Annotated in this window: 12 protein-coding genes and 1 pseudogene; 3 read left to right on the forward strand and 10 right to left on the reverse strand. The window is 69.5% G+C overall.

Annotated elements, in window-relative coordinates; all coding sequences use genetic code 11:
- From AC2VOK_RS18805 to AC2VOK_RS18825, 5 genes and pseudogenes are all read right to left on the reverse strand, one after another.
- The coding region (locus AC2VOK_RS18805) for a class Ib ribonucleoside-diphosphate reductase assembly flavoprotein NrdI (protein ID WP_428901829.1) at nt 1–176 on the reverse strand (176 nt) is incomplete at its 3' end.
- A 42-nt stretch (nt 177–218) separates the two neighbouring features.
- Complete coding sequence (locus AC2VOK_RS18810; protein ID WP_343708366.1) at nt 219–458, reverse strand: redoxin NrdH; 240 nt, start codon at nt 456–458, stop codon at nt 219–221.
- A 494-nt stretch (nt 459–952) separates the two neighbouring features.
- Nucleotides 953–1,183 (reverse strand): annotated as a pseudogene (locus AC2VOK_RS18815) (FMN reductase); the annotation flags it as partial.
- A gap of 162 nt (nt 1,184–1,345) precedes the next feature.
- A complete protein-coding gene (locus AC2VOK_RS18820; protein WP_428901820.1) occupies nt 1,346–2,245 on the reverse strand; it encodes an SDR family oxidoreductase in 900 nt (299 codons plus the stop codon).
- 29 nt (nt 2,246–2,274) lie between these two features.
- Nucleotides 2,275–2,916, reverse strand: a complete 642-nt coding sequence (locus AC2VOK_RS18825; RefSeq protein WP_343708368.1) for a TetR/AcrR family transcriptional regulator — start codon at nt 2,914–2,916, stop codon at nt 2,275–2,277.
- 115 nt (nt 2,917–3,031) lie between these two features.
- Between AC2VOK_RS18825 and AC2VOK_RS18830 the strand changes: the two genes are divergently transcribed.
- Nucleotides 3,032–4,513: a cytochrome P450 gene (locus AC2VOK_RS18830; RefSeq protein WP_428901821.1), complete on the forward strand. Its 1,482-nt coding sequence runs from the start codon at nt 3,032–3,034 to the stop codon at nt 4,511–4,513.
- Here the strand turns inward: AC2VOK_RS18830 and AC2VOK_RS18835 are convergent.
- The gene (locus tag AC2VOK_RS18835) at nt 4,494–4,994 is read right to left on the reverse strand and encodes a 2-isopropylmalate synthase (RefSeq protein ID WP_428901822.1); all 501 of its coding nucleotides are present in this window, start codon (nt 4,992–4,994) and stop codon (nt 4,494–4,496) included. The genes AC2VOK_RS18830 and AC2VOK_RS18835 overlap by 20 nt on opposite strands.
- Nucleotides 4,995–5,332: 338 nt before the next feature.
- On the opposite strand from AC2VOK_RS18835, the gene AC2VOK_RS18840 reads away from it, so the two are divergent.
- Nucleotides 5,333–5,485 (forward strand): hypothetical protein, encoded by a 153-nt coding sequence (locus AC2VOK_RS18840; RefSeq protein WP_428901823.1) that lies wholly within the window; start codon nt 5,333–5,335, stop codon nt 5,483–5,485.
- 7 nt (nt 5,486–5,492) lie between these two features.
- Here the strand turns inward: AC2VOK_RS18840 and AC2VOK_RS18845 are convergent, their stop codons facing one another.
- The 3 genes from AC2VOK_RS18845 to AC2VOK_RS18855 form a co-directional block, all read right to left on the reverse strand.
- Nucleotides 5,493–6,482: an anti-sigma factor RsbA family regulatory protein gene (locus tag AC2VOK_RS18845; RefSeq protein WP_428901824.1), complete on the reverse strand. Its 990-nt coding sequence runs from the start codon at nt 6,480–6,482 to the stop codon at nt 5,493–5,495.
- A 79-nt stretch (nt 6,483–6,561) separates the two neighbouring features.
- Nucleotides 6,562–8,019: a FadR/GntR family transcriptional regulator gene (locus AC2VOK_RS18850; protein ID WP_428901825.1), complete on the reverse strand. Its 1,458-nt coding sequence runs from the start codon at nt 8,017–8,019 to the stop codon at nt 6,562–6,564.
- Between the two features lie 31 nt (nt 8,020–8,050).
- Nucleotides 8,051–9,247, reverse strand: a complete 1,197-nt coding sequence (locus AC2VOK_RS18855; RefSeq protein WP_428901826.1) for a thiolase family protein — start codon at nt 9,245–9,247, stop codon at nt 8,051–8,053.
- A 52-nt stretch (nt 9,248–9,299) separates the two neighbouring features.
- Here AC2VOK_RS18855 and AC2VOK_RS18860 point away from each other — a divergent pair, with 52 nt between their 5' ends.
- A complete protein-coding gene (locus tag AC2VOK_RS18860) occupies nt 9,300–9,632 on the forward strand; it encodes a Zn-ribbon domain-containing OB-fold protein (RefSeq protein ID WP_428901827.1) in 333 nt (110 codons plus the stop codon).
- A 28-nt stretch (nt 9,633–9,660) separates the two neighbouring features.
- On the opposite strand, the gene AC2VOK_RS18865 is transcribed toward AC2VOK_RS18860, so the two are convergent.
- Nucleotides 9,661–11,583: acyl-CoA dehydrogenase family protein (locus AC2VOK_RS18865; RefSeq protein ID WP_428901828.1), on the reverse strand; the 1,923-nt coding region annotated here is incomplete at its 5' end.

Below are 11,583 nucleotides of genomic sequence, written 5' to 3' on the forward strand. Positions count from 1 at the left end.
TCGGGGGTGGCCCGCCCGCCGCCGTAGGTGGGCAGGATCAGCACGTACGGGTCGTCGACCTCGATGCGGCCGTGCAGCGGTATCCGCGTGGCGGGAACACCGAGTTTCTGCACGAAGCGGTGGGTGTTCTCCGACACCGAAGAGAAATAGACCAGGTCGGGCTCCGTGATACCCATGGCACCGCAACCTCCCGCTCTGCTTGCCTGTCGTCTGGTGGGCTAGGCACTGAGTACCGCACCCGCGAGGGCCTTGATGCGGTCCGGACGGAAGCCCGACCAGTGGTCGTTGCCGGCCACCACCACGGGGGCCTGCAGGTAACCGAGTGCCATCACGTAGTCGCGCGCCTCGGGGTCCAGCGTGATGTCGACCTTCTCGTAGGCCAGCCCCTGCTTGTCCAGCGCCTTCTGGGTGGCCGTGCACTGCACACAGGCCGGCTTGCTGTACACGGTGATGCTCATGGATGCCGCTCCTTCGCGGGAGATGGGGTCACAGTCTGGCAACTATTCGGGAGGACTACATCTGCGTTTCGCTCAGCGATCCGGCAAGATCCCGAATTCCCGTCGTTCGCCTGCCGGGTCCAGCGGGCTGACAACTCCGGTTCCGGGAACCTCGCCAGCCCTGCTGGCTTGGTGAATCTGGGATCTGCCGGTGCTCGAAACACTACACCTGGGGGGTCGCGAGGTGAAGAGATACAAGATGTTCTGAATAACATTTCTGAAATTCCCTGGTCGTCAGCGTTGCCAGCCAACCGGGCCCGGCGTGTCGCGCGTCACAACGCCGCTTCGAGGTTGTGCCACGAATCGGTATATCAGTGCCCACCGACAAGCAGCCCGGACCTTCCCCGCGTGCTGGCCAACAGCAAAGCTCCCGGCGCCGGGGCCGGCAGCTTTGTGGTTCGTCGTCGATGACGCTGCCGGCCCCCCGGCCTGCGGTTTGCCCGTTGCCGCAGCGCTCAGCCGACCTCGGTGACGAGCTTGCCGACAACCTCCCGCACAGTGGCCGACAGCTCGGCGTGTTCCGCCGGGGCCTTGCCCTCCAGAGTTTTCAACGGGACGGAGAGCTTGATCGACTCGACCACCCGGGCACCAGCGATGCCGAACGACTTGGGGGTTTCCTCGTGCGCCCAGACTCCGCCGTACTGGCCTATAGACCCGCCGATGACCGCCAGCGGCTTGCCCTTGAGCCCTCGGGCCGGCGAACTGCCACGGCACACGCTCGCGACCCTGGGCGACGCGGGGGAGCCTGGCCCGCAAATTATGCGGAACGTGACGGACAGCTGGATCCGGCCATGTCGACCTCCACCGATTCCTGGGCTCGGTCGAGTTGCGGCGCCCTCCCGATCCGGCTACTCGGTGCGCGACTCGAACTCCCCTTGCCGCGGCACCGGGCCGGGCCGCAAGGCGCGCATGAACGCCATGTTGACCCCGTGCATCGCCAGGCTGTAAGGCCACCAGGCCAGTCGCTTGAAGGCGTACAGCGCCCGGATGTCCGCCGAGGTGTAGATCAGGTACCGGTTCTTGGCCACCCCGGCGACGATCTTCTCGGCCGCCCGTTCCGGCGACACGGCGTGGCCGCTGAAGCGGTTTACCCAGCGGGCGACCCGGGGGTCGTCGCGGTCGACACCGGCGATCTCGACGGTGTCGATCAACGGGGTGCGCACCGCGCCGGGCACCACCACCGACACCCCGATGCGGTGGCGGGCCAGGTCGAAGCGCAGCACCTCGGAAAGGCCGCGCAGCCCGTACTTGCTGGCGCTGTAGGCGGCGTGCCAGGGCAGCGCGACCAGCCCGGCCGCCGAGGAGACGTTGACCAGGCGCCCACCGCGTCCGGCCGCGACCATCGGCGGGACGAACGCCTCGATGACGTGGATCGGCCCCATCAGGTTGACGGCGATCATCGTGTCCCACTGCTCGTGGGTCAGCCGGTCCACGGTGCCCCAGGCCGACACCCCGGCGATGTTCATCACCACGTCCATGCTCGGGTGCGCCGCGTGGACGTCCGCGGCGAACGCTGCGACCGCGCCGCGGTCGGCGACGTCCAGGACGCGATGCCCGGGCACCCGCGCGCCCAGCGCGAGCGCGTCGGCGACGGTGAGCTGCAGACCGTCGGCGTTGCGGTCGGTCAGGTAGAGCTGCGCGCCGTCGGCGGCCAGCCGCAGCGCGGTCGCGCGGCCGATGCCGCTGGCCGCGCCGGTGACCAGACACCGCTTCCCCGCGAAGTACCCCCCGGATGCGCGGTGCGCCATGGTCGAGACCATACCGGCGGCGACGCGGCTCACGGGTGGTCGCCACCCCACAGCGCGTTGAGCCACAGCCGCTCGAGAACCGCCACCCGCCGGTCCACGTCGTCGTCGGTGCCGACCATGACGGGGTCGCCGGTCAGCGCCAGCGCCGTGGTGCCCGCCAGGGTGCGCACCAGAGTCGGGATGTCATCGCTGATCGGGTGCGCGGTCCCGGCCGCCATCTCGGCCTCGACGATCGCGACGATCGCGCGCAGTACCACCTCGAACTGCTGCTCGAGGATGTCGCGGATCTCGTCGTCGGTGTAGCGGGCGGCATTGCAGGCCGTCATCACCGGGTCGTTGTGCGCGTACACGGCGGCGGCACTGCCCACCATCCGTGCGGCGAACTGCTCGGGCGTCTCCCCCGGCTGGCGGGGAGCGAAATACTGCGTGAGCTCTTCGAGTTCCTCGGTGGCCTCGGCCACGATCTGGGCGAGCACCGCGTACTTGGAGTCGAAGTAGAAGTAGAAACCGGAGCGGGCCACCCCGGCGTGCGCGCTGATCGTGGCGACCGACAGTTCCGCGAACGGTCTTTCCTGCAGTAATTCGCGCGTGGCTTGGATGATCGCCTGCCGCTGCTTGTCGCCACGCCGCAGCGCCGGCCCCGGCTCCGGATCGGCGGCGTGCGTGCCCATGCCCCGACCTTGCACCACGCCGTGGGAAAAACAAACTTGACAGCCGTCAAGTCCGTCCCGAAGGATGGCGATAAGTGACCGCAGTCACCTGTCCCGGGCACCCCAAGGAGCGTCCATGGTTGCCACCATCAGCACCCCGCACTACCTGCTCGACCAGGCACGGCGCCGTCTGACTCCGTCGATCAACAACTTTCCCGGCATGGGCCTGGTCGAACGCAAGCTGCTGAACACCGAGTTCCCGGAGCACAAGCTGGCCGACCCACCGCCGGGCAGCGAGCTCAAACCGGTCCTCGGCGACTCCGGGCTGCCGATTGTCGGGCACCTCATCGAGATGTTGCGTGGCGGACCGGACTACCTGATGTTCATGTACCGGAGCAAGGGTCCCGTCATCTTCGGGGACTCGGCCGCCATGCCGGCCGTCGCGGCGCTGGGCCCCGACGCCGCGCAGGTCATCTACTCCAACCGCAACAAGGACTACTCCCAGCAGGGTTGGGTCCCGGTGATCGGGCCGTTCTTCCACCGCGGGCTGATGCTGCTCGACTTCGAGGAGCACCTGTACCACCGCCGGATCATGCAGGAAGCGTTCACCCGCTCCCGGCTGGTCTCTTACGTCGAGCAGATGGACAAGGTCGTCACGCAGGTGGTCGCCGACGACTGGGTGGTCAACGATGCGCGCTTCCTGCTGTACCCCGCGATGAAGGAATTGACCCTCGACATCGCCTCGATGGTGTTCATGGGCCACGAGCCCGGCACCGACCACGAACTGGTGACCAAGGTGAACAGGGCGTTCACGGTCACCACGCGCGCGGGCAACGCGATCATCCGCACCCCGGTGCCGCCGTTCACCTGGTGGCGTGGCCTGAAGGCACGCGAGCTGCTGGAGAACTACTTCCGGGAGCGGGTCGCCGAACAGCGCGGCAAGGACGGCAACGACCTGTTGTCGGTGTTGTGCCGTAGCGCCGACGAGGACGGCAACACGTTCACCGACGAGGACATCGTCAATCACATGATCTTCCTGATGATGGCTGCGCACGACACCTCGACGTCCACCGCGACGACGATGACCTACCACCTGGCCGGCAACCCGGACTGGCAGGAGCGCTGCCGCGACGAATCCGACCGTCTCGGCGACGGGCCGCTCGACATCGAATCGCTGGAGAAGCTGGAGGCGCTCGACCTGGTGATGAACGAGGCGATCCGGCTCGTCACGCCCGTCCAGTGGGCGATGCGCCGAACCGTCCGCGACACCGACCTGTTGGGCCACTACATCCCCACGGGGACCAACGTCATCGCCTATCCCGGGCTGAACCACCGGCTGCCCGAATTGTGGACGGACCCAATGAAGTTCGACCCGGACCGCTTCACCGAGCCGCGCAATGAGCACAAGCGCCACCGTTACGCGTTCTCGCCGTTCGGCGGCGGCGCGCACAAGTGCATCGGATCGGTGTTCGGGACGCTGGAGATCAAGACGATCCTGCACCGCATGTTGCGCAGGTACCGGCTCGAACTGCCCCGGCCGGGATATCGGGCCGAGTGGGACTACGGCGGCATGCCGGTACCCAAGGACGGCATGCCGATCATGCTGCGTCCGCTCTGAGGGCTGCCGCCGCGAACAGCCGGTTCGCGCAGGCGATCACGGCGCCCAGCGCGGACTGCGTCGGATCGTCGGACCAGCCCAGTGCCCACTGGACGCCGACGCCGTCAGTGCCGCGGACGAACGTCACGGTGTCGGCGCCCGCTCGTCTCTGATGGAACTTCAGGATCTCCACGGTGATCCCGCGTCCGTGCAGCATCGCGGTGAGGGCGGCGATCGGCCCGCTCGCGGCGGCGGTCGAGGTGGCGATGCGGTCGCCGACGGCGATCACGGCCCGGAAGTTGCGCGCCTGCGGACCGAGGCGCCCGGCGGGACGCTGCGCGTCGGTGCATTCCCACTGGCCCAGCCGCACGGGGCCCGCGCCGTGACCGTAGGTCGCGACGAAATCCTCCCACGGCATCGCGTCGGCCTCCTCCCGCAGACCGCGGGGCAGCGGGACGCCGGAGCGATCAGTCGGTGAGGAAACGGGCCGGGAAACAAGCATTTCGGTCTTCTTCGGTCGACGGGGACGACCGACGGCAGTAGCTTCCGACCCACAGCGGGGGGTCGGTCTTGGTCAGACCCCGCTGCGGGTGCCGGCTACTACGACACGGGCGAGAAGACGCACGCGCCGAACAGTAGACGCAGCGGGCCGACGACGCAAATTCGCACGGCGCGGTCCCGTGACACGCCCTTGACCGGTGGTGAGCAGCGAAAGACTCCGTGGCCGACATGTTTTCGGTCCGGGACCCGAAGCCGCACCCGCTGCGCGGTGGGCGATAGCATGCGGTGCTGCAGAAATCGCACATTCAGATGTTCCACCAGGCAACGAAAGGCGCTTCGATGAACGCGGAGAAGACGGGCAAGGGGATGCAGACGGTGAAGATCCTGGTTGCCGTGGCGGCGACGCTGTTCGCGGTGCTGTCCGCAGGCTGCGCGGCGCAGGCGCCGACGGGCACCGGGGTGGCTCCGGCGTCGCAGGCCCCCGCGCACTAGCCGAAAGTTACGACCGCGGCGAGGGCTCACACCGCAGATACGCCCGGATCGTCGTGCCGGTCGCGGCGGTGTGGGTACGCACCAGCTCGGAGACGGCGTTGACCAGAAACAGGCCGCGGCTGGCGGGGCCGGCGGAACCCGGGTTCAGGAGCCCGGCCAACGGATCGTCGAGGCGTCCGCCGTCGCGCGCCTCACACACCAGGTGGTCGGCTTCCCGCCAGAAGGACAACCGGCACACGCCGTCGGCGTACATCAGGCTGTTCGTCGCCAGTTCGGTGGCGACCAGTTGCAGGTCCTCGAGCGCGTCGCCGGACAACCCCACCCAGCTGGCGTAGTCGACGGCGAACGACCGCGCGGGGCGCAAATCCTCGGACTTTCTGACCGTGTAGGTGACGGCCCCCGGATTGGCCGTGAGCGGCTGGTTGCAACTGGCCAGCGCGACGTCGGGCGCATACTCGGTGCTGGGATGCAGCGCGCCATACCTCCACAGCAGCGGGTGGGTGGCGCGGGCACTCGCCAGGATGTCGTCGTGGAGTCGGCCGGCGTCGTACAGGCACAGTCCCGTCACCGGACGGCCCTCCAACGCGACGTTGGCCAACGCTTCGTGCTGTGTGCAGGCGACGAACTCCTCGGGGGTGCGTCCGGGCCAGGCAACCTGGCTGACGATCCGCACCCGCCGATCCGGATGCTCCTCCGCGAAGGAACTCGAGAGCGCAAGGAACCGGCCCGGATTGCGTGCGAGTTCGGCGATGTCGACCAGGCGCAGCCCACTCGGGGATGCGCCGGGTCCGCCGCACAGTTCGTCGCGCAGCGTCGCCAGGTTGTCTTCGGGCATGGCGACAAGAACAGGCTCACCGAGTGTCAAACCCTCGGCGGCGAAGTCGACGACATGATCCCTGCACTCGCGTTCGGATCCGTAGAGAAGCGCGCAATGAACAAAACCCTGTCGCTCGTCCCCCATGTCCAAGGACGCCTCTCGCTTTCCCTCAGAAGCCAACCCCCTGCCGGACCGGCCGTGACGAGTAGTGCTCTGTGTCCATACCCACCAATCGCGTTTGCTATACGCGCGACCTCCCCTACAACCACCAGGACGCCGCGGCGTCGAGATGGCGTCGGAGACGGTAGCGGGCCAAGCTGTCGTCGCCGGCCGCGACGGCCTGCAATATCCGCAGGTGGGCATGGTCGACAGCGACGACATCGTCACCCGTCGGCGGCGGCCGGCCCGTGGTGCTGGACCAGTGCCGGCGAAACAACTCGACGATGATCCGCAGGAACAGGTCGAGCAGTGCGTTGCCGGCCAGGTGCGCCAGGCCGACGTGGAAGGCGAACTCCTCGTCCGCGATCCGGCGCACGTCTCCGGCCGTCCCGTGCCCGATGCCGCTTCGAGCGTTCAGGAAGGCCGCCACCTCGGGGCGGGTGCGCCGCTGGAGCACCCTGGTCACGTTGTCGATCTCGATGGCGTCCCGGACGCAACGCAGGTCCTCGCGAGTGGGCTTGCGGTACTGCAGGTACAGCGCGATGGTGTCGATGCTGGCCTGTGCCTGCGGTGTGGTGACGATCAACCCGCCGCCCGGTCCGCGCCGCATGCGCGCGATCGCATGGTGCTCGAGCAGCCGCACCGCTTCGCGCAGCACCGCCCGGCCCACCCCGTAGCGCTCCAGCAGCGTCGCCTCGGTGCCGAAGACCGACCCGACGTGCCACCCACTGGCGGCGATGTCGTCACCGATGGTGGCCGCGAGGCCCTCGGCCAACTTGCCGCGCGGTGCGTCGCGGTCGATCCGGGGCGCGCGTGTCCGGCCCACTCGGGCGCCGGGGCCCGCACGGTCGTGACGGTGATGCTCCTGCAACCAGGCGGTCACCCGTTCCACGTGGCGCTCGCTGAGCGCCTTGGACCGCGCCACGTCGCCGGCGGTGACGGCGGCCGCGATCTCGGAGTGGGCGCCGTGCATGTGCTCGATCGCCTCGATCGCCTCCATCGCCGAGTCCGTGCGCGCCGTGCGCGCATACCTGGTGGTGAGCCTGATCAGCACGTCGACGAACAGTTGCAGGACAGGATTGTTCGACCGCTCCGCGAGCGCGACGTGGAATTCGTCACGCGGCGCCGGCAGGCCCGGCTTCCACTGCTCCTCGGCGCGCAACACCGCCCGCAGCCGGGCGATCCCGGCTTCGTCGATGCATTCAGCGGCAAGGGAGGCCGCCAGCGGCTCCAGCACCCTGCGCGCGGTGAGCAGGTCCCCCAGGGTGGTGCCCAGATACTCCAGGTAGATGACGACGGCCCGGGTCGCGGGGCCGGCATCGGGCTCGCAGACCAGCAGCCCGCCGCCCGGCCCGCGCCGCATCCGGGCGACCTGGTGGTGCTCGACGAGGCGGACCGCTTCGCGCAGCACGGATCGACTCACCGAAAATCGTTGCTGCAGTGACTGTTCGGATCCCAGCGACTCACCGACCGGCCAGCCGCGGCGAACGACGTCCGCCTCGATGTCGCGGGCGATTTTTGAAGCCAGCTTGTCGGCCCGGCCGATTTCCGCACTCAATTGCGCCCTCCGGCAGAACTTTTCGTTGTTGTTAGCAGGTCAGCAACATGCATCCGGCGACCGGACCACCGCCTACGGAGATCACGCCGACCTCGGGGCGCGACGCCACCTGCCGCTCCCCCGCCTCGCCGCGCAACTGCAGGCAGCCTTCGTGCAGCGCCCAGTAGCCGTGCATGCGCCCCGCCGAGAGCTGCCCGCCGTAGGTGTTGAGCGGCAGGGCCCCGTCGCGGGCGATCCGTGTCCCGCCGTCGACGAACGGCCCGGCCTCGCCGTCGCCGCAGATGCCGAGGGCTTCCAGCCACGCGAGCGTCAGAAACGTGAAACCGTCGTACACCTGCGCGACGTCAAGGTCGGCGGGCGTCAAGTCGGTGCGCGACCACATCTGGGCCGCGGCATCCGACATGGCCATCTTCGGGTAGTCGTCGCGGTGGAACCAGCCGCCGGCGCCGTCGGACCCGCCGAGCGCCTCCACCGACACCGCCCGGTGCGGGCAGTCGCGCGCGTACTCCGCGTTCGACACCACCACCGCGACCGACCCGTCGATCGGGACGTCGCAGTCCAGCAGCCCGAACGGCGTCGACACCGGCCGAGCGCCGAGGTAGTCGGCCATCGTCATCGGCTCGCGATACACCGCAAGGGAATTGCGCGCCGCGTTGCGCCGTCCGTTGAGCGCGACCCAACCCAGCTGCTCTTTGGTGGTGCCGTAGAGCTCCATGTGGCGGCGGCAGTTCAGCGCCAGCCAGTTCGCGGCGGAGTAGGCGTGCGCCGCAATCAGTTCGTTGACGTCGTCCATGGGACCGATCGCCGGGCGTGGCGCCCCGTCGGGCGCGTCGAACATCCGCGCGAGCGGCGGGGCGGGGGCGTCATCGGACTGCGGCTGCACCGGGACCGTGCCGCCGAGCATCTGCACGGTCCGGTACACCACGACATGGCGGGCCCGCCGCCCGGCGACCGCGCGACAAGCCGACATCACCGGGCTCAGCAGCCCACCCGTGCCGAACCCGGATCCGCAGTCGGCCGCCTCGATCCCCAGTTCGGCGTTGACCACCCCCGGCGGGGTGTCACCCAGGGTCGCGATGCCGTCGATGTCGTCGGCCCGCAGCCCGGCGTCGGCGATGGCGGCCCGGACCGCCTCCAGGGTGAGTTCGGGTCCCGGGATGCCGGTGCGGCGACCGATCCGGGAGATGCCGAGGCCGGACACGATCGAGTCCTTCTCGAAACACGTCATCGCCGCACCGTCGCCGACCACACCATGAGCAATAGAGTGTACTGTATTGCCCGTGCCGGGCGAGTTGCTCATCGAGTATTGCGGCGACTGCGCACGCTGGGTGCATCCGCCGAGCGGCCACTGCCGTGATTGCGGCGCAACGCTGGTCGCCCGGCCGGTCTCCGGCCGCGGGACGGTGTTCACCCACACGGTCAACCATCACCCCTACAACCCGCAGATCCCGACTCCCTACGTGATCGCCATCGTGGAGCTGGCCGAGCAGGCCGGGCTGCGCGTGGCCGCCACTATCGTTGACTGCGAACCGGATTCGGTGACATGCGGGATGGCCGTCGAGATCCGCCCGGAGCCGGGAAGCGGCGGCGCCCCGGTGTTCGCCCCCGCCTGAGGGTGGCGAGCAGACGTATTCAGGGCGCTCAGTTGATCAGCGGGTCGCGCGGCATGCCCAGGATCCGCTCGGCGATCTGGTTGCGGGTGACCTCCGAGGTGCCGCCGGCGATGGCCATGCCGCGCGCGCCCATCACCATCCGGCCGACCACAGCGCCCGGCCCGTCGGTCAGCGCCACCTCGGGTCCGGCCAGCGCCGCCCAGATCGCGGCGCCCTCGATCATGTGGTCGGCCAGTTTGAGCTTGGTGATGTTGCCCTCCGGGCCGGGGCCGGCGCCTTCGACGCTGCGGGCCGCGCGACGCAGGTTCAGCAGCCGCAGGGCGTGATCCTCGGCGAGGAATCGGCCCACCCGGGCCTTCGCACCCGCCAGGCGGTGCCCGTCCTGCCCGGCCAGCTGCACCAGGGCCGGGGCCAGTCCCCCGTGGAACGCCCCGCTGCCACCGCCGATGCTCACCCGTTCGTTGCCCAGCGTGGCACGCGCGACGGTCCACCCCGCGTTGGGCGTGCCGACGACGTCCTCGTCGGGGACGAACACGTCGTTGAAGAACACCTCGTTGAATTCCGATCCACCGGTGATCTGCCGCAACGGCCGCACCTCGACCCCGGGCCCCTTCATGTCGATGATCACCGTGGTGATGCCGGCGTGCTTGGGAGCCTCGGGATCGGTGCGCACGGTGGCCAGCCCACGCGCGCAGTACTGGGCCCCGCTGGTCCACACCTTCTGCCCGTTGATCATCCAGCCACCGTCCACCCGGACCGCCCGCGTCTTGACGGACGCGGCATCCGAGCCGGCCTCCGGCTCGGAGAACAGCTGGCACCAGATCTCTTCCTGGCGTAGCGCCTTTTCGACGAATCTCTCTATCTGCCAATCGGTTCCGTGCTGGATCAGAGTCAGGATCACCCACCCGGTGATCGAGTAGTCGGGGCGTTCGATGCCCGCCGCGCGGAACTCCTCCTCGATCACCAGCTGCGCGACGGCGTCGGCGGCGCGACCCCAGGGCTTGGGCCAGTGCGGCATCACGTAGCCCGTCGCGATGAGCTTGTCGCGCTGCGCCCTGGCGTCCAGCGCCGCGATCTCGGCGGCGTCGGCGCGGACCCGGGTGCGCAGCTCTTCGGCTTCGGGCGGCAGGTCGAGGCTGTTTGCCCTGGTCGCCCCGGCGGCGGTGCGCTCGAAGACGTCGCAGGGCGGCCCGTCACCGCCGAACAGCGCATTGCTCACCAGCGCCCGGCGCAGGTGCAGGTGCGCGTCGTGCTCCCAGGTGAAGCCGATCCCCCCGTGCACCTGGACGTTGAGTTCGGCGTTGCGCGCGTACGCGGGAAAGGCCAGCGCCGCGGCTACGGCGGCGGCCAGCCGGAACTGCGCCTCGTCGGCCGAAGAGTCCTCTTCGGCGGCGCGCGAGGCATCCCACACCGCGGCCACCGCAGACTCGGCGCCCACCAGCATGTTCGCGCAATGATGCTTGACCGCTTGGAAAGTCGCGATGGTGCGGCCGAACTGTTCGCGCACTTTGGCATAGCCGACGGCGGTCTCGACGCAGTCCGACGCACCGCCGACCGCCTCGGCGGCCAGCAGCGTGCGGGCCCGGGCCAGCGCCGAGTCCCGCGCGCCCGGCATGACGTCGCCGGCGGTGACCTTGACGTTGCGCAGGCGCACGCGTCCCGAACGCCGGGTCGGGTCCAGGTTCTCCGGCACGTCGACCGTGACGCCGGCGCGGTCGCGCTCCAGCAGCAGGACGTCGTCACCGGCGGCGATCAGCAGCAGCTCGGCCAGCCCGGCCCCCAGCACGATCCCCGCCTCGCCCTCGGCGACGCCGCCGTCGAGTTCGACGCGGCCGTCCAGGCCGACGCCCGCGGCGACGGTGCCGTCGATGAGCCCGGGCAGCAGCCGCGACTTCTGCTCGGCGGTGCCGTTCTTGGCGATCACCGCCGACGCGATCACGGTCGGCACGAA

Source organism: Mycobacterium sp. TH-M116 (assembly GCF_057473685.1).

Coding starts and splice junctions, on each gene's coding strand:
- AC2VOK_RS18810 (WP_343708366.1), bottom strand. CDS start 458: ATGAGCATCACCGTGTACAGCAAGCCGGCCTGTGTGCAGTGCACGGCC.
- AC2VOK_RS18820 (WP_428901820.1), bottom strand. CDS start 2,245: ATGGCGCACCGCGCATCCGGGGGGTACTTCGCGGGGAAGCGGTGTCTG.
- AC2VOK_RS18825 (WP_343708368.1), bottom strand. CDS start 2,916: ATGGGCACGCACGCCGCCGATCCGGAGCCGGGGCCGGCGCTGCGGCGT.
- AC2VOK_RS18830 (WP_428901821.1), top strand. CDS start 3,032: ATGGTTGCCACCATCAGCACCCCGCACTACCTGCTCGACCAGGCACGG.
- AC2VOK_RS18835 (WP_428901822.1), bottom strand. CDS start 4,994: ATGCTTGTTTCCCGGCCCGTTTCCTCACCGACTGATCGCTCCGGCGTC.
- AC2VOK_RS18840 (WP_428901823.1), top strand. CDS start 5,333: ATGAACGCGGAGAAGACGGGCAAGGGGATGCAGACGGTGAAGATCCTG.
- AC2VOK_RS18855 (WP_428901826.1), bottom strand. CDS start 9,247: ATGACGTGTTTCGAGAAGGACTCGATCGTGTCCGGCCTCGGCATCTCC.